30 protein-coding genes are annotated in these 22,276 nt (G+C 59.4%); 7 read left to right on the plus strand and 23 right to left on the minus strand.

All coding sequences use genetic code 11. The features are described 5' to 3' along the window. Position 1 precedes the first annotated feature (1 nt). The 4 genes from FX984_RS24375 (at position 2) to tsaA (ending at position 2,487) form a co-directional block, all read left to right on the plus strand. Positions 2–475: a GNAT family N-acetyltransferase gene (locus FX984_RS24375; RefSeq protein WP_027604538.1), complete on the plus strand. Its 474-nt coding sequence runs from the start codon at positions 2–4 to the stop codon at positions 473–475. Between the two features lie 71 nt (positions 476–546). Next, positions 547–1,257: an rRNA pseudouridine synthase gene (locus FX984_RS24380; RefSeq protein ID WP_092356391.1), complete on the plus strand. Its 711-nt coding sequence runs from the start codon at positions 547–549 to the stop codon at positions 1,255–1,257. Positions 1,258–1,326: 69 nt separating this feature from the next. Beyond that, positions 1,327–1,788: a YehS family protein gene (locus FX984_RS24385; RefSeq protein WP_027604540.1), complete on the plus strand. Its 462-nt coding sequence runs from the start codon at positions 1,327–1,329 to the stop codon at positions 1,786–1,788. A 3-nt stretch (positions 1,789–1,791) separates the two neighbouring features. Beyond that, the gene (gene tsaA / locus FX984_RS24390) at positions 1,792–2,487 is read left to right on the plus strand and encodes a tRNA (N6-threonylcarbamoyladenosine(37)-N6)-methyltransferase TrmO (RefSeq protein ID WP_092356388.1); all 696 of its coding nucleotides are present in this window, start codon (positions 1,792–1,794) and stop codon (positions 2,485–2,487) included. A 118-nt stretch (positions 2,488–2,605) separates the two neighbouring features. Here tsaA and fpr read toward each other — a convergent pair whose 3' ends face one another. Then, a complete protein-coding gene (fpr, locus tag FX984_RS24395) occupies positions 2,606–3,385 on the minus strand; it encodes a ferredoxin-NADP reductase (protein WP_003172178.1) in 780 nt (259 codons plus the stop codon). Positions 3,386–3,509: 124 nt separating this feature from the next. Here fpr and FX984_RS24400 point away from each other — a divergent pair, with 124 nt between their 5' ends. Continuing rightward, entirely contained in the window at positions 3,510–4,436 is a 927-nt protein-coding gene (locus FX984_RS24400; RefSeq protein WP_027604543.1) for a LysR family transcriptional regulator, read from the plus strand. Between the two features lie 3 nt (positions 4,437–4,439). Here the strand turns inward: FX984_RS24400 and FX984_RS24405 are convergent, their stop codons facing one another. From FX984_RS24405 to FX984_RS24415, 3 genes are all read right to left on the minus strand, one after another. Continuing rightward, positions 4,440–4,802 carry a diacylglycerol kinase gene (locus tag FX984_RS24405; RefSeq protein ID WP_027604544.1) on the minus strand — a complete coding sequence of 121 codons (363 nt, stop codon included), beginning with the start codon at positions 4,800–4,802 and terminating at the stop codon, positions 4,440–4,442. Between the two features lie 75 nt (positions 4,803–4,877). Then, a complete protein-coding gene (gene erdR, locus FX984_RS24410) occupies positions 4,878–5,528 on the minus strand; it encodes a response regulator transcription factor ErdR (RefSeq protein ID WP_027604545.1) in 651 nt (216 codons plus the stop codon). A 252-nt stretch (positions 5,529–5,780) separates the two neighbouring features. Next, positions 5,781–6,500: a tRNA-uridine aminocarboxypropyltransferase gene (locus tag FX984_RS24415; protein ID WP_027604547.1), complete on the minus strand. Its 720-nt coding sequence runs from the start codon at positions 6,498–6,500 to the stop codon at positions 5,781–5,783. Between the two features lie 179 nt (positions 6,501–6,679). On the opposite strand from FX984_RS24415, the gene FX984_RS24420 reads away from it, so the two are divergent. Continuing rightward, positions 6,680–7,120 (plus strand): PA3611 family quorum-sensing-regulated virulence factor, encoded by a 441-nt coding sequence (locus FX984_RS24420; protein WP_027604548.1) that lies wholly within the window; start codon positions 6,680–6,682, stop codon positions 7,118–7,120. Positions 7,121–7,497: 377 nt separating this feature from the next. Then, positions 7,498–8,610 carry an LOG family protein gene (locus FX984_RS24425; RefSeq protein WP_146475843.1) on the plus strand — a complete coding sequence of 371 codons (1,113 nt, stop codon included), beginning with the start codon at positions 7,498–7,500 and terminating at the stop codon, positions 8,608–8,610. Positions 8,611–8,875: 265 nt separating this feature from the next. Here the strand turns inward: FX984_RS24425 and recX are convergent, their stop codons facing one another. The 19 genes from recX to FX984_RS24515 all read right to left on the minus strand — a co-directional run bounded on the left by recX (position 8,876) and on the right by FX984_RS24515 (position 22,274). Continuing rightward, positions 8,876–9,343: a recombination regulator RecX gene (gene recX / locus FX984_RS24430; RefSeq protein ID WP_016977936.1), complete on the minus strand. Its 468-nt coding sequence runs from the start codon at positions 9,341–9,343 to the stop codon at positions 8,876–8,878. A gap of 8 nt (positions 9,344–9,351) precedes the next feature. Continuing rightward, complete coding sequence (gene recA, locus FX984_RS24435; protein WP_003189042.1) at positions 9,352–10,410, minus strand: recombinase RecA; 1,059 nt, start codon at positions 10,408–10,410, stop codon at positions 9,352–9,354. An 83-nt stretch (positions 10,411–10,493) separates the two neighbouring features. Continuing rightward, positions 10,494–10,994: a CinA family protein gene (locus FX984_RS24440; protein WP_027604550.1), complete on the minus strand. Its 501-nt coding sequence runs from the start codon at positions 10,992–10,994 to the stop codon at positions 10,494–10,496. Between the two features lie 81 nt (positions 10,995–11,075). Beyond that, positions 11,076–11,576 (minus strand): lysis system i-spanin subunit Rz, encoded by a 501-nt coding sequence (locus FX984_RS24445; RefSeq protein ID WP_092356380.1) that lies wholly within the window; start codon positions 11,574–11,576, stop codon positions 11,076–11,078. Continuing rightward, the gene (locus FX984_RS24450) at positions 11,564–12,121 is read right to left on the minus strand and encodes a glycoside hydrolase family 19 protein (protein ID WP_098480294.1); all 558 of its coding nucleotides are present in this window, start codon (positions 12,119–12,121) and stop codon (positions 11,564–11,566) included. The genes FX984_RS24445 and FX984_RS24450 overlap by 13 nt, the downstream gene beginning before the upstream one ends. A 22-nt stretch (positions 12,122–12,143) precedes the next feature. Next, positions 12,144–13,154, minus strand: coding sequence for a contractile injection system protein, VgrG/Pvc8 family (locus FX984_RS24455; protein WP_146475845.1), 1,011 nt, complete (start codon positions 13,152–13,154; stop codon positions 12,144–12,146). 9 nt (positions 13,155–13,163) lie between these two features. Then, complete coding sequence (locus FX984_RS24460; RefSeq protein WP_027604555.1) at positions 13,164–13,376, minus strand: tail protein X; 213 nt, start codon at positions 13,374–13,376, stop codon at positions 13,164–13,166. Then, positions 13,369–13,752, minus strand: a complete 384-nt coding sequence (locus FX984_RS24465; RefSeq protein WP_027604556.1) for a phage tail protein — start codon at positions 13,750–13,752, stop codon at positions 13,369–13,371. The genes FX984_RS24460 and FX984_RS24465 overlap by 8 nt, the downstream gene beginning before the upstream one ends. Then, a complete protein-coding gene (locus FX984_RS24470) occupies positions 13,752–15,212 on the minus strand; it encodes a tail tape measure protein (protein ID WP_146475847.1) in 1,461 nt (486 codons plus the stop codon). The genes FX984_RS24465 and FX984_RS24470 overlap by 1 nt, the downstream gene beginning before the upstream one ends. Before the next feature lie 5 nt (positions 15,213–15,217). Continuing rightward, a complete protein-coding gene (locus FX984_RS32980; protein ID WP_017844653.1) occupies positions 15,218–15,343 on the minus strand; it encodes a hypothetical protein in 126 nt (41 codons plus the stop codon). Continuing rightward, complete coding sequence (locus FX984_RS24475; RefSeq protein WP_146475849.1) at positions 15,340–15,912, minus strand: phage tail assembly protein; 573 nt, start codon at positions 15,910–15,912, stop codon at positions 15,340–15,342. The genes FX984_RS32980 and FX984_RS24475 overlap by 4 nt, the downstream gene beginning before the upstream one ends. A 50-nt stretch (positions 15,913–15,962) precedes the next feature. Next, a complete protein-coding gene (locus FX984_RS24480) occupies positions 15,963–16,469 on the minus strand; it encodes a phage major tail tube protein (RefSeq protein ID WP_146475851.1) in 507 nt (168 codons plus the stop codon). Further along, the gene (locus FX984_RS24485) at positions 16,469–17,635 is read right to left on the minus strand and encodes a phage tail sheath protein (RefSeq protein ID WP_027604560.1); all 1,167 of its coding nucleotides are present in this window, start codon (positions 17,633–17,635) and stop codon (positions 16,469–16,471) included. The genes FX984_RS24480 and FX984_RS24485 overlap by 1 nt, the downstream gene beginning before the upstream one ends. A 2-nt stretch (positions 17,636–17,637) precedes the next feature. Continuing rightward, complete coding sequence (locus FX984_RS24490; protein ID WP_146475854.1) at positions 17,638–17,829, minus strand: hypothetical protein; 192 nt, start codon at positions 17,827–17,829, stop codon at positions 17,638–17,640. 99 nt (positions 17,830–17,928) lie between these two features. Then, a complete protein-coding gene (locus FX984_RS24495; protein ID WP_146475856.1) occupies positions 17,929–18,354 on the minus strand; it encodes a tail fiber assembly protein in 426 nt (141 codons plus the stop codon). Between the two features lie 10 nt (positions 18,355–18,364). Beyond that, entirely contained in the window at positions 18,365–20,323 is a 1,959-nt protein-coding gene (locus FX984_RS24500) for a phage tail-collar fiber domain-containing protein (protein ID WP_146475858.1), read from the minus strand. Continuing rightward, a complete protein-coding gene (locus tag FX984_RS24505) occupies positions 20,324–20,953 on the minus strand; it encodes a phage tail protein I (protein WP_146475860.1) in 630 nt (209 codons plus the stop codon). Then, positions 20,950–21,945: a baseplate J/gp47 family protein gene (locus tag FX984_RS24510; RefSeq protein ID WP_146475862.1), complete on the minus strand. Its 996-nt coding sequence runs from the start codon at positions 21,943–21,945 to the stop codon at positions 20,950–20,952. Before FX984_RS24510 ends, FX984_RS24505 begins: the two co-directional genes overlap by 4 nt. Next, positions 21,942–22,274: a phage baseplate protein gene (locus FX984_RS24515; RefSeq protein WP_065938705.1), complete on the minus strand. Its 333-nt coding sequence runs from the start codon at positions 22,272–22,274 to the stop codon at positions 21,942–21,944. The genes FX984_RS24510 and FX984_RS24515 overlap by 4 nt, the downstream gene beginning before the upstream one ends. Positions 22,275–22,276: the final 2 nt, after the last annotated feature.

Below are 22,276 nucleotides of genomic sequence, written 5' to 3' on the forward strand. Positions count from 1 at the left end.
CATGCGTCAGCATTCGGTTATCCACACACCTAAAGCCAGCGACTACGCAGAGCTGGCGCGCATCTGGGAGGCCTCGGTGCGGGCCACCCATGATTTTTTGCCGGACAGTTACATCGTATTGCTGAAAAACCTGCTGCTGACCCGCTACCTGGATTCGGTGATGCTGATCTGCACCAAAGACACACGCCAGCGTATTACCGGGTTTGCCGGAGTGGCGTGCGGTAAGGTGGAGATGCTGTTTATCGACCCGCAATACCGCGGGCAAGGCCTAGGCCGGCAGTTGCTGCGTTATGCAATCGAGCGCATGAACGCCGATGAACTCGACGTCAACGAGCAGAATCCCCAAGCCTTGGGGTTCTATTTCAAGCAGGGTTTCGAAGTGGTCGGACGCACCGAACATGACGGCCTGGGGCAGCCCTATCCGTTGCTGCACCTGCGCCTGCGCCAGCAACAACAAAGCGCCCGTCAGGGCTAAATGAAATGGGGCCGGGATTAACCGCGCCCACACAGGTACAATAGCCGCCCCCTTTTGTTACGGCCCTTGTCATGACTGACCCCATACGCCTCTCCAAACGCCTTATCGAACTGGTCGGTTGCTCCCGTCGGGAGGCTGAGCTGTTTATCGAAGGCGGCTGGGTCTCGGTGGACGGTGAAGTGATCGACGAGCCGCAATTCAAGATCACCACCCAGAAGGTCGAACTGGACCCGGAGGCCAAGGCCACCGCGCCAGAGCCGGTGACCATCCTGTTCCACGCCCCGGCCGGTGTCGATGCCGAGACGGCAATGGCCTCGATCAGCGCCGAAACCCTGTCCGAAGAACACCGCTTCAGCAAGCGTCCGCTCAAGGGCCACTTCCTGCGCCTGACCGCCAGCGCCGACCTGCAAGCCAAGGCCAGCGGCCTGCTGGTGTTTACCCAGGACTGGAAGATCCTGCGCAAGTTGACCGCCGATGCCGCCAAGATCGAGCAGGAATACGTGGTGGAGGTTGAAGGCGACATGGTTGCCCACGGCCTCAACCGCCTGAACCACGGCCTGACCTACAAAGGCAAAGAGCTGCCAGCCGTAAAAGCCAGCTGGCAGAACGAAAACCGCCTGCGATTTGCGATGAAAAACCCGCAACCAGGCGTGATCGCCCTGTTCTGCGAAGCCGTTGGCCTGAAAGTTGTCGCGATCCGCCGCATTCGCATTGGCGGCGTGTCCATCGGCAAAGTGCCGGTTGGCCAATGGCGTTATCTGTCCGGCAAAGAAAAGTTCTAAACAGCCTCCCCCTTTCCAGGCACCGCCCCACTCGGCGGTGCCCACCGTTGAAAACCAGGATTGCCCACCATGATTCACAACGACGTACTGCGCAGCGTGCGCTACATGCTCGACATCAGCGACAACAAGATGGTCGAGCTTATCAAGCTCGGCGGCATGGACGTGACCAAGGAAGACCTGCTGACCTACCTCAAGAAAGACGAGGAAGAAGGCTTTGTGTTCTGTCCGGATGAGGTCATGGCCCACTTCCTCGATGGCCTGGTGATTTTCAAGCGCGGCAAGGACGAAAGCCGTCCGCCGCAGCCGATCGAAACCCCGGTGACCAACAACATCATCCTCAAGAAACTGCGTGTGGCCTTCGAACTGAAGGAGGACGACATGCACGCCATCCTCAAGGCTGCCGAATTCCCGGTGTCCAAGCCTGAGCTGAGCGCGCTGTTCCGCAAGTTCGGCCACACCAACTACCGCACCTGTGGTGACCAGTTGCTGCGCAACTTCCTCAAGGGCCTGACGCTGCGGGTTCGCACGTAAGCCATGGGTTACCAGGTCTCGCCGGTCGGTTTCGTACGCTCCTGCTTCAAGGAGAAGTTCGCCATCCCGCGCCAACCGCAACTGGCGCCTGCCGCGCGGGGCGTGCTGGAGTTGGTGGCGCCGTTCGACCAGGGCGAGGCGGTACAGGGCCTGGAGCAGGTCAGCCACGTGTGGCTGTTGTTTCTGTTCCACCAGGCCCTGGAAGACAAGCCCCGCCTGAAAGTGCGCCCGCCCCGCCTGGGTGGCAACACGTCCATGGGGGTGTTTGCGACCCGCGCGACTCATCGGCCCAACGGGATTGGCCAGTCAGTGGTCAAGCTGGACAAGGTCGAGCCGGGCCGGCTATGGATTTCCGGAATCGATTTGCTCGATGGCACCCCGGTATTGGATATCAAACCGTATGTGCCCTACGCCGACATCATCGACACGGCCACCAACAGCATCGCCAGTGGTACGCCGCAGCTGATTCCAGTGCAGTGGCTGAAGAGCGCACTGCAGCAGGCACAAGGCCATGCCCAGCGCCTTGGGGAGCCGTTGGTGGAGTTGATCGATCAGTGTCTGGCACAGGATCCACGCCCGGCCTACCAGACGCCAGGGCCTGAACGCGAATACGGGGCGCAGTTCTGGGATGTGGATGTGCGCTGGCACTATCCAGAGGCCGGGATGATTTGTGTGCTGGAAGTGGTGCCGGCGGGATAAACCGGAAACCCAATGTGGGAGGGGGCTTGCTCCCGATGGCAGTGGATCAGTCAACGTGTATATCGACTGATCCACCGCCATCGGGAGCAAGCCCCCCTCCCACATTTTTTTACCGCAGTTATTTCTCGACGAACGCGCGCTCGATCAAGTAATCACCCGGCTCACGCATGCGTGGCGAAACTTTCAGGCCGAAGCTGTTCAGCACTTCGCTGGTCTCGTCCAACATGCTTGGGCTGCCGCACAACATGGCGCGGTCGTCCTCGGGGTTGATCGGTGGCAGACCGATGTCGCTGAACAGCTTGCCGCTGCGCATCAGGTCGGTCAGGCGGCCTTCGTTTTCGAACGGCTCGCGGGTCACGGTCGGGTAGTAGATCAACTTCTCACGCAGGGCCTCGCCGAAGAATTCGTTCTGCGGCAGGTGCTCGGTGATGAATTCGCGGTAGGCGACTTCGTTGACGTAGCGCACGCCGTGGCACAGGATCACTTTTTCAAAGCGCTCGTAGGTTTCCGGGTCCTGGATCACGCTCATGAACGGAGCAAGGCCAGTACCGGTGCTGAGCAGATAGAGGTGTTTGCCCGGCTTCAAATCGTCAAGCACCAGGGTGCCCGTCGGTTTTTTGCTGATGATGATCTCGTCGCCTTCCTTCAAGTGCTGCAATTGGGAAGTCAGCGGGCCATCCGGCACCTTGATGCTGAAGAACTCCAGATGCTCTTCCCAGTTCGGGCTGGCAATGGAGTAAGCGCGCATGAGCGGGCGGCCGTTGGGCTGTTGCAGGCCGATCATCACGAACTGACCGTTCTCGAAGCGCAGGCCCGGATCGCGGGTGCACTTGAAGCTGAACAGAGTGTCGTTCCAGTGATGAACACTGAGGACACGCTCGTGGTTCATGTTGCTCATGTACGGGGGACTCCTGGAAATGGGTCTGCGCCAAAGATGAAGTGCGCAATTGCACAGCATTCTAATGGCGGCGACAATATCTGTTAACTGGATTATTAAGATAAGGGTTATCGGTTATATCGATATGCGATTTACTCTCCGTCAACTGCAAGTCTTCGTCGCCGTCGCCCAGCAGGAAAGCGTCTCTCGCGCTGCTGGCCTTCTGGCCTTATCTCAATCCGCCGCCAGCACCTCGATTACCGAGCTGGAGCGTCAATCCAGCTGCCAATTATTCGACCGTGCCGGCAAGCGCCTGAGTCTCAACGCCTTGGGCCATCAGCTGTTGCCTCAAGCGGTGGCGCTGTTGGACCAGGCCAAGGAGATCGAAGACCTGCTCAACGGTAAGTCCGGCTTCGGCTCCCTGGCGGTCGGCGCGACCCTGACCATTGGCAATTACCTGGCCACCCTGCTGATCGGCAGCTTCATGCAGCAGCACCCCGAAAGCCAGGTGAAGCTGCATGTGCAGAACACTGCCAATATCGTGCACCAGGTTGCGCACTACGAAATTGACCTGGGTCTAATCGAAGGCGACTGCAGCCACCCCGATATCGAGGTGCAAACTTGGGTGGAAGATGAGCTGGTGGTGTTTTGCGCGCCCCAGCACCACTTGGCCAAGCGCGGCGTGGCCACCCTGGAAGAGTTGACCCATGAGGCCTGGATCCTGCGGGAGCAAGGCTCCGGCACGCGCCTGACCTTTGACCAGGCCATGCGCCATCACCGCAGCGCGCTGAATATCCGCCTGGAGCTGGAGCACACCGAGGCGATCAAACGGGCGGTGGAATCGGGTTTGGGCATCGGGTGTATTTCCCGGCTGGCGCTGCGCGATGCATTTCGCCGTGGCAGCCTGGTGCCCGTAGAAACCCCGGACCTGGACCTGGCCCGACAGTTCTACTTCATTTGGCATAAACAGAAATACCAGACCTCCGCGATGCGGGAGTTCCTGGAGCTGTGCCGCGCCTTCACCGCCGGGGTTCAGCGCAGCGACGAGATCGTGCTGCCGAGCATTGCCTGATCGTCAGATCAGGATCACGGCCCACACCAGGGTGATCATGGTCAACGCCACGAATTGCGCGGCGCTGCCCATGTCCTTGGCGTTTTTCGACAAGGGGTGGCGGTCGAGGGAAATACGGTCGATCGCCGCTTCTACCGCCGAATTGAGCAATTCAACGATCAAGGCCAACAGGCACACTGCAATCAGCAGCGCGCGCTCAACACGGCTGATGTGCAGGAAAAAACTCAGCGGGATCAGGATGACGTTCAACAAGACCAGTTGACGGAACGCCGCCTCACCGGTGAACGCCGCGCGCAGACCATCCAGGGAATAGCCCCCTGCATTGAAGATACGTTTGAGACCGGTTTGACCCTTGAAAGGCGACATAGACGTAGGCAACTGAACCAAAGAAGTGGGGAAACTAGATCACGCAAAGTCAAAAAAGCGTGAATCGATAACAACTTAATGCTGAGCAATTGACTCAAGTTGTTGCAAGAGCAGCGCCGCCTGGGTCCGCGTACGCACCCCCAATTTGCGAAAAATTGCCGTGACATGCGCCTTGATGGTCGCTTCCGACACACTCAGCTCATAGGCGATCTGCTTGTTCAGCAAACCTTCGCAGACCATGGTCAGCACTCGAAACTGCTGGGGCGTCAGGCTGGCCAAGCCATCACGGGCGGCCTTGGCTTCGTCGGACACGTTGATGTGTTCGAATGCCTGCGGCGGCCAGGACACATCACCGTCCAACACTGCGCGCACGGCCTTCTGAATATCTTCCATCGCGCTGGACTTTGGAATGAAGCCGCTGGCGCCAAACTCCTTGGAACGCACCACCACGTCGGCGTCTTCCTGGGCAGAGACCATCACCACGGGGATCTGCGGGTATTGCCCACGCAGGAGCACCAGCCCCGAGAAACCGTAGGCGCCGGGCATGTTCAGGTCGAGCAGCACCAGGTCCCAATCGGATTTTTCGGTAAGGCGGGTTTCCAGCTCGGCAATGCTGGCCACTTCAACCAGGCGCACGTCGGGGCCAAGGCCCAGGGTCACGGCCTGATGCAGCGCACTGCGAAACAGCGGGTGGTCATCGGCTATCAGGATTTCGTATGTGGCCATTGATTAAATGATCCTGTTTTTTATGGCAGCCCCGATGGGTTCGGGGTTCACCAATACACAAGGCGACAGCCAGGCAGCCATCGCCACAGGGTACGTTCAACGTCAAAAGCACTTGGAACGACGTCGAAAACTCACGGTTGCACCCCAATCGGCGCTCAGCATGCCCAGCGCAGCCTGGGGGGTCAAGCACTACGCCCATGGGCATTTTAGCGGCATGCAGGTTTACGGTGCCATCATGCAAACGTCGTCTGGCTATAGCACGGATATATAGGGTGCAAGACGAGTATGGACGCTGTCGGTCGGGTCCAGTGGCAGCTGGAACTTGGCGGCCAGGTAATGGGTGCTGAATACGTCGAGGTAGGCGTCCAGCACTTCGCTTGCTGCGGCGTCCTCGGCCAGCTCCAGGCACAGGGCGGCGACTTCGGCGGTGCAGAAATGGTCATCACGCTTGGAGCGGCGCAGTTTGTAGCGCGAAAGCTGCTCAGGCGCCAGGCTCAATACCGGCAGATGCTCCAGATAGGGACTCTTGCGGAACATCTTGCGCGCTTCGCTCCAGGTGCCATCCAGCAGGATGAACAGCGGGCGCCTGCCTTCTGCCACCGTCACGGTACTGACGACACGCTCGGGCGCCACGAATTCGCCGGGGAACACGATGTAGGGCTGCCACTGCGGGTCAGCGAGCAGGGTGAGCAATTCCGGGTCGACTTCGGTGCGCGACCAGGCGAATGCCGTGGTGTCCTCGACCACGTCGGCGATCAGCCAGCCGGTGTTGCTGGGTTTCATGGGTTCGACATCGTGCATCAGCAGGCACATGGCGGACCTGGCCGCGACCTGGGGGCGCCAGGCACACAGGCAGTATTCGGGGATGACCCGGCAGCCGGGGCAGCGTTCGGCACGGGAGCCTCGATTGACGAAGGGCTTGATCGCGCGTGCCAGGCGCTGTGTACGCAGGCGAGAGACGGCGTGGCTCATCGGATGCGCCGTACAGAGGGGTAGATCGACACGGAGAAAACTCGTGGAAGGCTGAAGTGACCGCAGTTTACCAGCGATACGCCTGGCTGTAGTGGCAAGGGGTCACCTATAATTGCGCGCCACTGAACGCACAGCGCAGTGGCTGGTCTATGCACCAGTAACCGAATCAGGAGAGTTTCATGCTGCGTTCCATGCTGCGTCTTGCCGCCCCATCCATCGCACTTGCGCTGGTACTGCCCGTGGGCGCCCAGGCGGCCTCGCTGCTGGAGGCCCAAATGAACCGGAAGCTGCAAAGCGTCGCGACTGAAAGCAACAAGGACCTGCCGCGAGAAATCGACGAAAAAACCCTGGAAGTGGCCTACACCGTTGAGGGCATGCAACTGATCGATCACCTCAGCGTATTGCCTGATCGCGCCGAACAGATGCGCGCCAACCCCAAGGCGGTGTATTTCCAGCTGGGGCAAAGCGTGTGCCTGAACAAAGGTTATCGCGAGCTGATGGCCAAGGGCGCAGTGATGCGCTATGAAATCACCGAGAACAAGACCAATCGTCCTGTGGCATCGGTGAAATTCGTGGAAGCGGATTGCCCGGCACCAGCTGCCGCCAAGAAGAAAAAGTAATCTTCGCTTGCCCTTCGCGCGCTGCTGTCCAGTAGCGCGCACTCCCCTGCTTCACTTCCCTGCAGGCGGCTAAACTCCCTGCTGAGTGACCAATAAGCGGTTGCCAGCCAAGGGTTTTTCGGCCCATGATCAAGTCATCCTGATCGCCCGTTCATCACGGCTTCCACGCCGTTCTGTAACATTTCCAGGGCAAAAGAGGGTTGCCCTCCTGCGACGTGCAGTGCAAAGGTTTTTTAAATCACAAGGAATATACAGAGCCCGTTTGCTGCCTGGCGAACACGTGCAATGCCTTGGGTATGCAGCGACACATGCAGTGTCGTGGCCCCCGGACGAATCTCTCGCCGCTGGCCCAGCCTCTGTGAAGAAGGAGAAGTTGAATGCCTTACGAACCGAATGACCACCTGCTCCGGCATTTTGAAGAAAACGGGGCCGACCTTACGCAACAGGTTGAAGCTCAGCTCCAGCAGATCGCCCCCAACAGCCCGAATATCCCCTTGTATCGCGACATGATCCTGACCGTGCTGCGCATGGCCCAGGACGACCGCAACCGCTGGAACGCCAAGATCACCTTGCAAGCCATTCGCGAACTGGACCACGCCTTCCGCGTACTCGAACAGTTCAAGGGGCGCCGCAAGGTCACGGTGTTCGGCTCGGCACGCACCCCGGTGGAAAGCCCACTGTACGCCTTGGCCCGCGAGGTGGGTGCCGCACTGGCCCGTTCGGACCTGATGGTAATCACCGGTGGCGGCGGCGGCATCATGGCAGCGGCCCACGAAGGGGCAGGCCTGGAACACAGCCTGGGGTTCAATATCACCCTGCCGTTTGAACAGCATGCCAACCCGACCATCGATGGCACCGAGAACCTGCTGTCCTTCCACTTCTTCTTTACCCGCAAGCTATTCTTCGTCAAGGAAGCCGATGCGCTGGTATTGTGCCCGGGTGGTTTCGGCACCCTGGATGAAGCCCTGGAAGTATTGACCCTGATCCAGACCGGCAAAAGCCCGCTGGTGCCGGTAGTGTTGCTGGATGCGCCCGGTGGCGGTTTCTGGCAAGGCGCCCTGGACTTTATCCGTAGCCAGCTGGAAGCCAATCGCTACATCCTGCCCACCGACCTCAAGCTGGTACGCCTGGTGTACAGCGCTGAAGAGGCAGTGGAAGAGATCAATCAGTTCTATGCCAACTTCCATTCCACGCGCTGGTTGAAACGTGAGTTTGTGGTGCGCATGAACCACCCGCTCAGCGATCGAGCGCTGGCTCATTTGCAGAGTGAGTTTGCCAGCCTGCGATTGAGCGGAGAATTCCAGCAACTGGCCTATACCGGTGAGGAGCATGATGAGCCGAAGTTCAGCCATTTGACGCGGTTGGTGTTCAACTTCAATGGCCGCGACCAGGGCCGGTTACGGGAGCTGGTGGATTACATCAACTTGCCGGAGAACTGGGCGCAGGCTCAGGGGAAGACGCAACATCGGGTAGCGCCGCAGCCGGCGTGAAATCCAGAAACGCAGGATCCAGAAACGCAAAAAGGCCCGCTATTTTCATAGCGGGCCTTTTTTTGGGGGCTTCAGGTTTGGTGTTTCAGGTTTAGATCGAAGGGGAGGCCATTGGGGCTGCTTCGCAGCCCAGCGCGGGGCAAGCCCGCTCACCACAAACAAGCCCGCTCACCACAACAAGCCCATTCACCACACAACAAGCCCATTCAACAAACAACAAGCCTATTCACCACACAACAAGGCCGTTCACCGCACAACAAGGTGTTCAGTCATCCATGTCTCGGCCACTTAATAAGCGGCTGATCATTTCCATCGAAAAACCGCGATAACTCAAGAAACGCCCCTGCTTGGCGCGTTCCCTGGCATCAATGGGGAGATGACCCGAGAATTTGCGGCGCCAGGTGTCTTCCAGTTGCGCCTGCCAACTGATACCGCACTCACGCAAGGCAAGGTCGATATCGGCGCGCTGTAAACCGCGCTGGCTCAGCTCTTCGCGAATACGCGCCGGGCCATAGCCGGACCGGGCTCGGTAGGAGACAAAACTTTCGAGATAACGGGCTTCCGAAAGCAGCCCCTCTTCCGTCAAACGGTCAAGGGCGGTTTCGATCATCTCAGGTTCCGCGCCGCGTTGACGCAGCTTACGCGTCAGCTCGACTCGACCATGCTCGCGGCGAGCGAGCAGGTCCATTGCGGTACGCCGAACGGCGACGAGTGTATCCAGTACAACGGTCATCGTTTATTTCAGATGTCAGTATCGGCTTCTTCTACTTCTTCAACCGGCTCGCGGTTGGCGGCAGCTTTCACGTCTGGTGCTGCGGTCAGCAGTTTGTCGCGGATCTGCTTCTCAAGCGTGGCAGCGATATCCGGGTTGTCCGCCAGGAACTTGGCCGAGTTGGCCTTGCCCTGACCGATCTTGCTGCCATTGTAGGCATACCAGGCACCGGATTTTTCAACGAAGCCGTGCAGCACGCCCAGGTCGATCATCTCGCCGTTCAGGTAGATACCCTTGCCGTAGAGAATCTGGAATTCAGCCTGGCGGAAAGGCGGAGCCACTTTATTTTTCACGACCTTGACGCGGGTTTCGCTACCGACCACCTCGTCACCCTCTTTCACCGCGCCGGTACGGCGGATGTCCAGGCGGACCGACGCGTAGAACTTCAGCGCGTTACCACCGGTGGTGGTTTCCGGGCTACCGAACATCACGCCGATCTTCATGCGGATCTGGTTGATGAAGATCACCAGGCAGTTGGCGTTCTTGATGTTACCGGTGATTTTACGCAGCGCCTGGGACATCAGGCGGGCTTGCAGGCCCACGTGCATGTCGCCCATTTCGCCTTCGATTTCAGCCTTGGGTACCAGGGCTGCAACGGAGTCGACCACGATCACGTCGATGGCGTTGGAGCGCACCAGCATGTCGGTGATTTCCAGGGCTTGCTCACCGGTGTCCGGCTGGGACACCAGCAGGTCGTCAACGTTGACGCCCAGCTTGCCGGCGTATTCAGGATCCAGGGCGTGCTCGGCGTCGACGAACGCGCACGTAGCGCCCATTTTTTGCGCCTGGGCAATCACCGACAGGGTCAGGGTGGTTTTACCGGAAGATTCAGGACCGTAGATTTCAACGATACGGCCTTTTGGCAGGCCGCCAATGCCGAGCGCGATGTCCAGACCCAGAGAGCCAGTGGAAATAGCCGGGATCGCCTGACGGTCGTGATCGCCCATACGCATTACGGCACCCTTGCCGAATTGACGTTCGATCTGACCCAGGGCCGCAGCCAAGGCTTTCTTCTTGTTGTCGTCCATTAAAGTCCTCACGTAATCAATAAGGCCTGACGGCCAACACCTGTATAAGTAGACAGTATTGTTCCACAAAGATCGGAGATCGCCTACCCCTGATTTTCTATTTCTGCTGCAGCTCGTCGCAACAAGCCCTCCAGCGCGGCCTTCACCGTTTGTCGGCGGACCTCGTCGCGGTTGCCAGGGAAGTGCTGAAGCTCGGCCGTGACCTCCTCGCCAACGCCAAAGGCCAGCCACACGGTGCCCACCGGCTTGTCCACCGAACCACCATCGGGCCCCGCCACACCGCTGACCGCCACGGCAAAGCGCGCCAGGCTTTTCTCCTGGGCGCCGCGCACCATGGCCTCCACCACTTCCTGGCTGACCGCCCCAACCTTTGGAAACAAGGTTTCCGGCACATTCAGCTGCCGGGTCTTCTGCCGATTGGAATAGGTGACATACCCCGCCTCGAACCAGGCCGAACTCCCCGGGATCCGCGTAATGGCCTCGGCGATACCGCCACCGGTACAGGATTCCGCGGTGGTGACGTGGGCATTGAGCACCTGCAGGCGGCGGCCCAGGTCAGCGGCAAGTTGAGTGATTTCCTTCACGACGGTCTCCAGAAGTGGGCGGGGGTTTGCCTACCCTACAGGAGCAAATCGCTCATGCAAGCGACAGGCTGGAACAAGAGATCAGCGGGCGACAGCGCGCACATATGCCTGGCAAGCGCGCAGCGCGATCAGTCCCTGGTCGCCGGCATCGGTGATGCCGATAATTCGCTGAGCATGCGCCGGGTCAAGTCGGGCTCGTGCGGCTGCATGAACCAGGCCTGTGGTGGCGGTGGCGGTTGGCATTGCACAGCCACGGGCAGGTTCGGTGGCGTCGAGAAGGACTGACAACCGCACATCAGCAGTGGCCAGACGGTCGCGCAGAGCAGCCTGGTTATGTTGGGCATCGCGCAATTCCCGGGCATGATGTTGGTCGCTGGCACTGAGCTGTTGCTCCAGGGCCAGTCGTTTGTCTTGTTCAGCCTGTTGTTGATGCAAGGCCGCCTGGCGTTGCTGGCTGAACGCCTGTGCATGGGCAGAAGCCTGGCGCTCAAGCTGTCCCCCCAAGCGCCAGGCCTGGACCTGCCAGGTCACCGCCACCAACAGGCAAGCACCGATCAGTTGGTAGGCCCCTAGGAAACGCATAACACCGCCTTCGCCCGCGCCCACAGCCGCAAGCGATCCTCCAGCCCATTCAGCCCGCCATTGATACGCCGTGTAATGCTGGTGAACTGGTCCTTGTCGGCCAGCTCATTCAGGCCATTGACCTGCCAGAACCAGGCGGCCGACTCAACCGCCCATTGCGGTTGCTCCAGCAACATCGGCTCCCGTAACAGACGGTCATCACCAAACAGCGCCTGGCTGCATGCCAGGTAATTGCGCCGACCGGTGATCTGGATCAGTCCTCGGCCCCGGTACAACTGGCCGTCGCCATCCGCTTCGGGGCTATTGCCCAGGCGTGCGGCCAGGCTGCCGGTGTCGTATTTGCCCAGGTAGTGATCGCTGCCCAGTTCGCGCACGTAACGCAGCTCACCGGATTCGTGGCCGATCTGGGCGAGGAAGGCGGCAATGCGCCTGGCACGGTTAATCTCGAAGCGAACGAACGCCGCATTCAAGGGCATTAAAAAAACGCCCGCTCTAAGGCGGGCATCCGGCATGACGCCAAGCAGTTGGGGGAGTGTTATCACCATTGGTTTTACTCTCGAAAAGTAGCTATATCGACAACCCACCCGCCGTGATCGAACTGCGGTATCCCGTCACCGGATCGCCGACATGAACCACCTGCTTTATCGACCAGCGCCCCTGCATATAGGACGGCCAGCTCTCATCCAGCACTAACAACCCTTCCGCCGCCAACAATGGATTGCCCGGGCAATCGATCAGCAACTTCAAATTTTCACGCCCCACACGGCGTAGCTCACCTTCGGCAACAGCGCGGGCTTCGGCTTCGTTCTGGCAGCGTTGGCGCAAGGTCTTGAACGGCGCATTCCCCACCTGGACGACGCGCTGCTTGCCGGCGGAGGCATCCCACCAACTGGTACGGCAGCCTTGGTATTTCGAGCGGGATTTTTCGTCGAGCTTGGCGGTGATAAAGCTTTGTTCACCGGGGCGATTGTCATCCGTCACGGACAGCTTCACTTCCGGCAACAGCTGGCCGGAGAGCGACTTGACTTGGCCGGCTTCGGCCAATACATAGAGTTCGTTGAACGGTTTGGTGACTGCACTATAAAGTCGGGCAAGGCGCGAAATGAACGCCATGTCACTTTCGTTGGATTGGTCAATGTGCGCGATCGCAATCCCCTCCAGCGCCGGTGCCACTCGCGGTGAATAGCCGTGACGACTGACCAGTTGGCGAAACAGCGCGCCCAGGGTGGTCGGACCGTAGCTGGCGGATCGACGCTGGCGGTAACCCGTTGCATCGACCACGCTGAAGGGCGCCGCGGTGGCCACGATCATCAAGCGCATGGGAAACAGCACCGGTGTGCGTTGGGTGACGACAAACTCGCCCTTTTCCACCAACCCCGATTCCAGGTAACCGGCACGCAAGCCGATCTTGCCGTTCAGCGTGGGCAGGCCGTCCAGGCCCTCGATATTCAGGGTCAGCTCCAGCCGGTCGGTCTCAATGCCCGCGGCGTCGGTGTGGCTCCAGTGCATCAAGCGTTGATTGAGCAGCGCCGCGTTGGCGCCATAAAACTCCACGATAGGCGTAAATCCCTGTGCCATGCAGCCTCCTTAATCCCAGGCCAAAACGGGTCGCACAGCTCCGGGCCGAGCGTGCAGTTCAGGTACGATCACCCACACGCCGGCCGGCAGCACCGGGCCATATTCGGCAAGCTCGGGGTTCAGGCGCCAGAGGGTTTCTTCCGCCGTGTCGTCGCAACGGCCCACCTCCCGATAAAGCAACAGGTTGACCGAATCACCGGCAATACTTCGTACTCTACGCATTGGCGAACTCCTCCAACTCCAGCGTCCAGGCCATGACCATGGCGGTGCCGTCATCGATGACATTGCTCTGGGTTTCCACAATCGAATTGATCCGCCACAAGCCCCAGTTACGACCGATGCCGTCAACCAGGGGCAACGGCGCCCGCGCATTTTGCAGCGCGCGCAATTGGTCCAGGCGCTGCATGCCTACGCCGTACATGGCCGTGCCGCCGAATGTGAGTTTTTCCAGCTTCTGACCGCTCTGCCGCGACTGCGACTTGCTGGCAATAATCGCCAGGTCACTCCAGCCGCCATCGCTGGCACGGACCAACGAGGAATAGGCGAATCCTCGAGACAAGCCGAAAATAAAGTCGCCGAGTACCATTTGTTGTCGCATCAATCACCTCCTGGAGGATCGGCCAGTGCCGCGTTGCGTCGGATGCCCAGGGTGTCGGTGAGCATCGGCAGACACTGAAACTGCAGCGCCTGGATCACCTGGTTGACGACCTGCTGGGCATCGGCGGGGTTTACACCGGTGATCTGGATGCTCGGGGCGAGGGTCACTTGCACGTTGTCCGTGCGTGCACTGTTGAGTTCCTTGCTCACCGCATTGGGCGCAGGCAGGCGATCCGTTGAGCCGAACAGTTTGTCACCGAGCCAACTGCCTGCCTCGCTGCCGAGCAAACCGCCGATGGCACCACCGACTGCGGTGCCGACGCCAGGAAAAATCAGCGTACCGATTGCCGCCCCCGCGGAGGCGCCTGCCCAAGCGCCGCCAGCGGTGCTAAGGCCAGTACCGATAGCGTTTGCGTCACCATTGCGCACGCCTTGGACCACGTCCACAGCGGTGTCGACATACTTCATCGGGCCGAGGCGGCGGATGGTCGATGACTCCAACCTGGCAAGCGTTCCAGACAAGTTCGCCGCCAGGCCCTTGCCTGCTCCACGAGCCGCAGGCCCGGTTGCGGGCGGTGCCGCGGAGGAGGCCAACGAGTTACCGGGCAAGTGGACCGAAGCCTGGCCCGCCTGCTTGATGTCAAATGGGATAAGTGGTTGGCCCATGGCATTGAGAGGTGGCGCGACAACTGGCGGCTTGAGGTCCACCGATTTGCCGGGGACCACCACCTTGTTGTCGAGTGTTAGCTTCGACGAACCGGGTATCGCATCGACGGGCTTGGGAACGTTTGCGCGACGCTTTTTCCTACTGCTAGAGGGGCGCGCTTTGTTTTTTTCCCGGACCGTCTCGCCAATGCCCCCGGGTAATCGTGCCGACGCCGGATCAATAAGGCTGGCAGCACCGAGGGACGTTGTGCCGGGGCAGCATTGCTTGTCCTTATCCTTGTCCTTATCAACCCCCCCATCCTTGAAAAGTTTGCCGACACCTGGAAGCTTGCCAAGCGTCACATCGACCACATTGCCAGCCACTCGCGTCTTGACCGTATCCCACACGCTTGAACCCAGATCTTTCGCCAGGTCCGTCCCCGCCTTGAGGCCCTTGTCCACCCAGGAATCGTTCGGCGGCGTCGGTTCTTTCTGCCCGCCTTCCGCGGCGCCGGCAGCGACGTCAACCGTCTTGATTGCCAGCGAATGACCGTTAATGAACAGCGTACTGTTGAGTGTTTCCAGTGTCTCGCGCAGCCGCACTTGCTCAAGCATCAAGGCGTTGACATCCACACTGACGCTGATCAGCGCCGAAGTGAGTTCCGCCTGCGGCTGTAGTTGCGGCGCAGCATCCAGACGCACTGGCGTGGCAAGCCCTGCGGTGAACGGCGTGAGCACATTGCCAAGGTCCGCTTCGCCGAACAGCCAGCGTTTGTCTTCCTGGACGAGCCTCGTTTCAAATTGAGTCTCCTGCATCCCGCTTACTCCTGTTTAACGCCAAGGCGAGTGATCGCAATGTCGTAGCGGCGCAATGCTTTGCCGGCGTCCCAGTCAAGAATCTCCGCCTCATTGACCGAATAAATCAGCGGCACCACATCGAGGATCACTTCGATGTCGCGCTCCGAAAGAAGTCCGCCGGTTGATTTAAAAAATCGTCGATACGCTCCTGCAGTTCCGTCCAATCGGGCACAGTCAGGCCGGCAAGATCGGGGATCATCAGGCCAGTGCAGTGAGCAGTGATGAACTCGGCGCGCTCTTTGTTGGTGGGAAGTTTTTTCATCACCTTGGTGGCGCGCAGGGCGGGCATTTCCAGGGGCAGATTGGTGAGGCTGCGACCCGCGGCCTCGAGGGGCAGCAGCAATCGGACCGGCTGGTCGTAGGCCGATTCCTCAGCCTCACCGCGGAAAAACGACGCAGGGCGCGTCGACATCTCATGTACGTATTGGGCGATGGTCACGTAGTCCGGGCGCTTGAGCTGGTCGAGCTCTTTTTCCGACAGGCCGGTGGCGAGTTTCGCCAGTTCGAAAAACTGATCGTCCTCGTCGTCACCGGCCCGGGCCAGCGCGGCTTTTTGCGCGGCGTAGTACAGCGGCTTGAGTTGCACCTGCTGGATCGTCGCGCCGGTGTCGGCGGTGATCGGAGACAGCAGGAGGTGCAGCGGTGGCATCCAGGCCATGGGGCAATTCCTTGATCAAATAAGGGGCGAGCACGCCCGCCCCCGGGGAGTTACGGCATCAGCACCGCGCGGCGGGCATCGCCGAGGATGTCTACACCATTGAGCACGAACTTCTGGGTGCGCACGTCGATGTCGATGACCGGGATGCCGTTTTCCAGGCGGTTGTAAGTGCGGCAGGACAGCTCAAGCGTGGTGAGAGCCTTGTCGCCCATCTTCAACTTGGCTTCGACCAGGGATTTCAGCTTGCCGCCGACCGTGTGATAGGTGAAGTAGGTCTTGCCGTCCTGATCCTGCCCGGCTTCCCGCACGTTCAGCAGGATGTCATCACCCAGGCGTACCCCCAGGGCCAGCATGACTTCCGGGCCGGCACCTTGCAGCATCAGGATGGCATTTAGCACCTTGCCGCTCTTGGCCATTTCCTCGGCAATAAAGCGCCCGCCGGACATGGATTCCATGTCGAATTCAATCTTCGGCGGAGTGAATTCCTCAACCGTCGCGGACAACGGCAGGCCTTGAAGGGTGGCCGCAATGGCCTGTCTGACTCGGTTGGTAAACATTAGAGAACGTCCTCCAGGAACTGCTCGATGATTTCATCGCGGGCGTTGAGTTGATAAATCATGTGTTCGTTCGGCGCATAGCGGCCGTAATCGATGACGATGAACCAGGTGCCATTCTTGTACTTCTCGACACTGTTGAGCTCCGGGTGCAGGTACACGCTGCCGCCGGGAATGGTTTCGTCGGCGACCAGGGTTTGCAGCCAGTCGTTGATGCGCTTGACCTCCTGGTCCATGAAGGACTTGGTGAGGTTCTTGGCCATGGCTTTCTGGCCCGCCTTGACCAGCTTGCGGCTGATGGCATCTTCCAGGCCGACGTAGCTGATGAACTTGCCGGTGATGGAGCGATTACCTAACAGCGAGAAACCGCCGAGGATGGTGCGGGCGTAGTAGCTCACGCCGTAACGGTTGAGCAGGTCGCCTTCGGTGGAGGTGTCGAGGATGTTGTACTCGACCACGCGGGAAACGTCCTCGGCGAACGTCACCTGGTTACCCGGGCTTTCCCATTGCTTGACCTTGGCCAGCGCAGCGATCGCCAGGGACGACGGCGCAAGGAACACGTTTTTCTTCGCCGCCTTGGAGTACACCGACGGCATGTTGTGCACCAGCAGGCAACGGTCGAAACCAAGCTCGGCACCGCCCAGTTCGCCGCTGTAGGTCACCTGGTCGGCCACCGCCGCGTCCTTGCCATCCAGCACCACACGGGCCTTGATGCGCTTGCCGAAGGCCGCGAACTCACCCGCCACAGCCTTGGTACCGGTGAAGCCTGGGGCGCCGATAATGGTCAGGTCTTCCGGCACGCTGGCCAGTGCCGCCAGGCCCAGCTTGCGACCGGTGACCGGCTCGTTGCCGCCGATTACATTGTTGAGGGTGTCCGCCGGGGTGGCGCCCTCTTCCACGATCACCACGTAGACCGGCACCTTGACCACTTTGAGGATCTGGTAGACCGCGTGGAACAGCGTGCCAGACTCCGCACCGGTAGGGTCCAGCAGCGCCTGGGTGGTGAAACTGTTGATACGGAATGGCGCGTTTTTCGGGATCGACGCATGGGCATTCGGCGCGGTGCCGACCAGGCCGATCACGTTATCGCCGAGGCCACCCATGGCCTCGGGGGATTCAGTGGCATTGACGGTGATGCCGTTGTGCTCGAAGTTCAGAACCTCAGCCATGGTTAGTCAGCCTTCTTGGTAGTGGCCTTTTTGGCCGGGGTGGCGTTGAGGACGCTGGTCAGTTCCAGGCGGCCAGCGGTGCGCAGGGCGGATGCTTCCACGTCCAGCAGGTCCAGTTCCTCGCCGACGGCGGACCAATGGCCACCTCCGGTTGGGAATGGGATGAGGACGGTGTAGGTTTGGCGGGTGGCCATAGGTGGATCTCCAGGCATAAAAAAACCGCAGGGCGGTTTTTTGTTGGGTTATAGAAAAGTGAAAGCCAGAAAAGAAAACGCCCCGTCAGAGCGGGGCATTTATTGGAGTAGCGTTGAGAGCCAGATCGGCGCCGGGGGGCGGTGCTCGCTCAAGGGAAACTCGCCAGCCTCTGGCCAATTGCGCAAGGCGCGACGGTAGGCCTGCAACTCGGTGTACTGGTTAGTGCTGAGCGTAGTTTTCACTTCGCCTTCCAGCTCATCGCGATGGCGCGTTACTACGCCGTCCGTATCGGATAGGCATTGATCGCGCCAAACTCGCTCAATACCGGCCAACTCTTCATCACTTGGCAGCGGTGGGGCGACCAACGCCGGGAAACCATCACTCTCCCAATTAATTATCTTGCCTTCTGACTGCCCCTTCAGCAGTTCGGCATGGAACGCTGGAGAGATCTTAAAAACGTCATCGGGCATCGACGAGTTAATAGAAGGATCATAAAAACCGCGAGTAGATTTCGAGGCAAACATTAAACTCTCCTTAATACCCAATAGCAATCCAGTGAACTACGGCAACTGCGTTTTTAGCAGCAATCACCCCAGAAGAAACAATATAGGGCGCCGCATAAAGTATTACGGTAGACAAACTACCACTTCCGATGCCTGTTGGATAACAGGTTTGACCAGAGTCTGACGACACCACTCTTAAAAAAGCATTCGGAAATGCAATTGGCAGTGTAATTACGGCCGACACTGCAGTTCCCGCAATGCTCGCCGACCCCCATTGAATAATTAGACCACTCGGTAGTCTCTGATAACCACTGTCCCCCAAAAGCGCAGAAAAAGAACGCGTATTTTTCAGAGTGGCCGAGCCGGTCAACACCCAGTTCACGCCACTTGCGGTGGCCACCACGAATTCACCCTGACCCAGTAAAACACTCTCAGACTGTGAAACGCCTAAAACCAAATTATCAGTGCTTTGCCTCGAAATCGTAACTGGTGAAGACGCCACATTTTGCAATAGCATCGATGCACCATTAACCACAGAACTCGTTGCCGGCAGCGTTACGGTATAGGAGCCGGCGCCCCCAAAGGTAAAAATAGACCCCGTATCAGATGCTGTCAGAGTTGTTGCTCCAGAGGGTGCTGACGCACCTGAAAAGCTACCCAATGCACTTCGAACGAACTTGGTGGACGCGAGCCGCTGGCTGCGATCAAACTGCGGGACTGCCACGCTAGCGTACATGTTACCGCCACCTACGTACCATGCTCCCGCACCAGCAGCATTATTCAGCAACGTCAGTTCAAGAATATCCCCATAAATCATTCGTATATTTTTCGCACTAACCGACTGCCCTGGATCTGCACCGTATATAAGGTCAGTCCCGGCCCTAGTTATTTGCGCCGACGCGGTGTTGTAACAGATTATCGTGACCGTCGCCCCATTAGGCAGATCTGATGAGACAGGGAGATTTATAGTACTTGCTATGTCGCCAAACAAAACGGTCATTTGGCCGACCGAAGCGGCAAGAATCGAACCGCTATTATTTAACGCAGTACTTCCTGAATACTGTTTACCCAAGCGACGCGCCCACTCAGTCGTAGCCAACAACGAAGAGTTATCGAAGCGTGGTGCCGACTCTGCCGTCGCGGCCCCCTTAAATGCGGGTGAGTTAAGCGGTGCAAATCCTTGAGTGACGTTCTGAAAAGCTAATGGCGTGGTTCCCAGGATGATCGCCCCATCCGTAACCAACTGCCAGATCGTATCGGCAAACATAGCCCCCTGCTCAACCGATACCGTCATCGCCGATGTCACCTTAGCGTTCGAGTCAGCGTCTTGAGCCCGCCCCCACGCCGCATTCGCCACAACATAAACCCCGTTATCTTTCGCGGCTGTCTGATTTTTAACAAGAACCCGATCACCCACAACAACAGCAACACCATCAATCGTTTGCGCTGCACTCAAGGTGATATTGGCCGTGGTTGCTACACGCACCGACTGCTTGGCATCAAGTTTCGCCAACTCATCCGCCACATAGCCCGTCACCCAAGCCCGCGTTGCCTTGACGACCGTGTCATCAATCAACAACGTCACAAGCGACGCATTACTGGTCTCGAAAATTGACCGAATATAAAACTCTTTCCCCGATCCAGATGTAGCTAACACCGGTTTGAACGACTCCGGATACTTAACGATCGCATAAAGAATCCCGGTGTCCGTCCAAAGACCGGCCTCGCGCACATACCAACCACCGACCTCTGGTGGAATCGTCACCTCAGCCAGCAACCAGCTCGGATTTTTCTCATCCTGAAACAGCGCATTCAGCGGCCCGCGCCACACTTCACGTTTCAGTGCTTTTGCGGTGGCATCGGGGTTGTAGACGGCACCATTGCCGTCGCCGACCGAAATTTGCGCAAGTTTGATCGGGACGCCAGCCGCTTTGCAGGCAGTTTCATAAGCAATCCCTGTATTGGTCAGCAGGGTATAAAAGTCGGCCATTTAGGACCCCTTTGGATAGATAGTGGCGGTTTCGACGCTGTAGAACCCGGCCGCCACAAAGGCCATGCCGGAAGCTTCAAGCCCCTCGATAACAATCGGATAGATAGTGGTCAGCTCACCACAGACAGTCGCGGCGCCAATGGAATGGCGGCCAAACGCACTCAAGCCGACCGTGACGGTGAAAATGTCGCGCTCGCTTTTGGCGTCCGCCAGGCGTCGATCAAGGCGTTCATCGATCTCTTCGCTGTAGGGCAGCTCGGAATAGGCCCGCAGAGAAAAGCTGTAGGGTTTGCCTCGCGGTGTTTGTTCGTACCAGGCCCGCACCTCGGGGATCAGTTGCAAGCCTTTGGCTGCGTTCTCCAGCGCCTTGCGGGTGCCTGCCTGTCGGGCCGTCGGCCAGGCAAGCTGTACCGTTGCGCGTTTTTCAGCCTCGGCAGCGCTAGAACTCCACTCGTTAACCCCGCGATCAGCCGCCAGGTACGGCAAAAAATCTGCTGGGGTTTGCGTTGGATCCATCAGTTCGGGAAATGGTGGGGTGATCCGCTCAAGTAGCTGACCGAAACCTTGATCCAAGGCTTTTTCCAACGGCGAACTGTTCGTGGGCAATAGGCTCGGTTTGCGCTCACTCATAGCGTGCGCACCTCCACTTCAACGCCGGAGCAATAAGGCGCCTGAAAGGCCGTCGCAACAATCGGCGCGAGCGGCTCAAGGATCTGCAGCTGCGCGGCACCTGCGCTGTGGATGGAATAGTCGATCCAGCTCGGATCCACCCGTCCTTCCAGGCGATGGCAGGACGCTGCATAGCCTTGCAGCAATTTCTGCGCGGCGACTTGGGTGAGTCCGGAATCCGGACCGGCGTTGATCCTGGCCACCACGCGAATTTTGTACGGCAGGATTTGTGCGCCTTGGACGGTGACCAGGTCGGTCTCAGGCCGTACATCGGGCCGTGCGAAATGTCGACGCACGCCGTCAAGCAAATCGGCGGACGGCGTGCCGTCTCCTTCCCTTGAAAGCACGGTGACCATCACTTCGCCAGGCGCCGTGCGCCGTCCGTTGCCATCCTTGACCCGGGCCGCGTAGCCGTCCGGATCGAAGGTGTAGCTGACGGTCACCACGCCCGGTGTGGCGCTTTGCACCTTGACCGACGGCCGCTCGCCGAGGGTGAAGACTTCGCGGCGATACTGCATCCGCGAACCCGCCGCCGGCGCGTGAGGCGCCAGGTAATAGCGCAAGCGCGCGTCGTCGTCGCTTTCCAGGGTGGGTGGCACCGGTGGGAAAGCCGCCGGGTCGCCGGGGTCGAGCACTTGGCGCTCCAGGCCCATATCGGCCAGGCGTGCATCCAGGTTGCTGCCGGTGGCCCACCACGCCAGCATCTGCTTGATGCGGGCGTTGTATTTGCGTTCGTGGGTTTGCAGGCGTACGCAAAAAGCTTCCAGGGCCAGGGTCAGCAGCTCGCTCTCGTTGTCGAGGCTGACCTTGAGTCTGGCCGCGCTTTGCGGCGCGCGGGTGGCGACGTAGTCGACGACAAACGCCTTGAACTCCGCCAGCAGCGGTTCGAACTCATCGACCGCGATAATCGCCGGCTCCGCCAATTGGTTCTGGCCTGGGATCAGCATGCTCATGTCACGACCTCGAAGGATTGTTGGCGGTTTTTCCAGGTGCCGGCAAAACGCAGCAATAACCCGGCGCCCTGGCGGGTGGCGACGATGACCTGGGGCTGGAAGTCGGCAATGCCGTTCTGGCGGTTGTAGAACGCTTGCGCCGCGTGGCTTTGGGCGAGGATCAACAGGTCATCGCCAAGGTTCTGGCCGAGCAGTTGCGGGATCATCGAGCCGTACAACGGGCGCTTCTGGCGAGTGCCCAAGGGGGTGGTCAGCGCTCGGGTGGCACGCTGTACGAATTGCAGCCAGTCATCCACGGCTGCCCCGGTGTTCCTATCGATTCCGATCATGG

This window comes from Pseudomonas marginalis, assembly GCF_008692035.1.
Lineage (GTDB): Bacteria > Pseudomonadota > Gammaproteobacteria > Pseudomonadales > Pseudomonadaceae > Aquipseudomonas > Aquipseudomonas marginalis.

Excerpts from the sequence above, each read along its gene's own strand:
- FX984_RS24375 (WP_027604538.1), top strand. The coding sequence starts at position 2 with ATGCGTCAGCATTCGGTTATCCACACACCTAAAGCCAGCGACTACGCA.
- FX984_RS24380 (WP_092356391.1), top strand. The coding sequence starts at position 547 with ATGACTGACCCCATACGCCTCTCCAAACGCCTTATCGAACTGGTCGGT.
- FX984_RS24385 (WP_027604540.1), top strand. The coding sequence starts at position 1,327 with ATGATTCACAACGACGTACTGCGCAGCGTGCGCTACATGCTCGACATC.
- tsaA (WP_092356388.1), top strand. The coding sequence starts at position 1,792 with ATGGGTTACCAGGTCTCGCCGGTCGGTTTCGTACGCTCCTGCTTCAAG.
- fpr (WP_003172178.1), bottom strand. The coding sequence starts at position 3,385 with ATGAGCAACATGAACCACGAGCGTGTCCTCAGTGTTCATCACTGGAAC.
- FX984_RS24400 (WP_027604543.1), top strand. The coding sequence starts at position 3,510 with ATGCGATTTACTCTCCGTCAACTGCAAGTCTTCGTCGCCGTCGCCCAG.
- FX984_RS24405 (WP_027604544.1), bottom strand. The coding sequence starts at position 4,802 with ATGTCGCCTTTCAAGGGTCAAACCGGTCTCAAACGTATCTTCAATGCA.
- erdR (WP_027604545.1), bottom strand. The coding sequence starts at position 5,528 with ATGGCCACATACGAAATCCTGATAGCCGATGACCACCCGCTGTTTCGC.
- FX984_RS24415 (WP_027604547.1), bottom strand. The coding sequence starts at position 6,500 with ATGAGCCACGCCGTCTCTCGCCTGCGTACACAGCGCCTGGCACGCGCG.
- FX984_RS24420 (WP_027604548.1), top strand. The coding sequence starts at position 6,680 with ATGCTGCGTTCCATGCTGCGTCTTGCCGCCCCATCCATCGCACTTGCG.
- FX984_RS24425 (WP_146475843.1), top strand. The coding sequence starts at position 7,498 with ATGCCTTACGAACCGAATGACCACCTGCTCCGGCATTTTGAAGAAAAC.
- recX (WP_016977936.1), bottom strand. The coding sequence starts at position 9,343 with ATGACCGTTGTACTGGATACACTCGTCGCCGTTCGGCGTACCGCAATG.
- recA (WP_003189042.1), bottom strand. The coding sequence starts at position 10,410 with ATGGACGACAACAAGAAGAAAGCCTTGGCTGCGGCCCTGGGTCAGATC.
- FX984_RS24445 (WP_092356380.1), bottom strand. The coding sequence starts at position 11,576 with ATGCGTTTCCTAGGGGCCTACCAACTGATCGGTGCTTGCCTGTTGGTG.
- FX984_RS24450 (WP_098480294.1), bottom strand. The coding sequence starts at position 12,121 with ATGGTGATAACACTCCCCCAACTGCTTGGCGTCATGCCGGATGCCCGC.
- FX984_RS24455 (WP_146475845.1), bottom strand. The coding sequence starts at position 13,154 with ATGGCACAGGGATTTACGCCTATCGTGGAGTTTTATGGCGCCAACGCG.
- FX984_RS24460 (WP_027604555.1), bottom strand. The coding sequence starts at position 13,376 with ATGCGTAGAGTACGAAGTATTGCCGGTGATTCGGTCAACCTGTTGCTT.
- FX984_RS24465 (WP_027604556.1), bottom strand. The coding sequence starts at position 13,752 with ATGCGACAACAAATGGTACTCGGCGACTTTATTTTCGGCTTGTCTCGA.
- FX984_RS24470 (WP_146475847.1), bottom strand. The coding sequence starts at position 15,212 with ATGCAGGAGACTCAATTTGAAACGAGGCTCGTCCAGGAAGACAAACGC.
- FX984_RS24475 (WP_146475849.1), bottom strand. The coding sequence starts at position 15,912 with ATGGCCTGGATGCCACCGCTGCACCTCCTGCTGTCTCCGATCACCGCC.
- FX984_RS24480 (WP_146475851.1), bottom strand. The coding sequence starts at position 16,469 with ATGTTTACCAACCGAGTCAGACAGGCCATTGCGGCCACCCTTCAAGGC.
- FX984_RS24485 (WP_027604560.1), bottom strand. The coding sequence starts at position 17,635 with ATGGCTGAGGTTCTGAACTTCGAGCACAACGGCATCACCGTCAATGCC.
- FX984_RS24490 (WP_146475854.1), bottom strand. The coding sequence starts at position 17,829 with ATGGCCACCCGCCAAACCTACACCGTCCTCATCCCATTCCCAACCGGA.
- FX984_RS24495 (WP_146475856.1), bottom strand. The coding sequence starts at position 18,354 with ATGTTTGCCTCGAAATCTACTCGCGGTTTTTATGATCCTTCTATTAAC.
- FX984_RS24500 (WP_146475858.1), bottom strand. The coding sequence starts at position 20,323 with ATGGCCGACTTTTATACCCTGCTGACCAATACAGGGATTGCTTATGAA.
- FX984_RS24505 (WP_146475860.1), bottom strand. The coding sequence starts at position 20,953 with ATGAGTGAGCGCAAACCGAGCCTATTGCCCACGAACAGTTCGCCGTTG.
- FX984_RS24510 (WP_146475862.1), bottom strand. The coding sequence starts at position 21,945 with ATGAGCATGCTGATCCCAGGCCAGAACCAATTGGCGGAGCCGGCGATT.
- FX984_RS24515 (WP_065938705.1), bottom strand. The coding sequence starts at position 22,274 with ATGATCGGAATCGATAGGAACACCGGGGCAGCCGTGGATGACTGGCTG.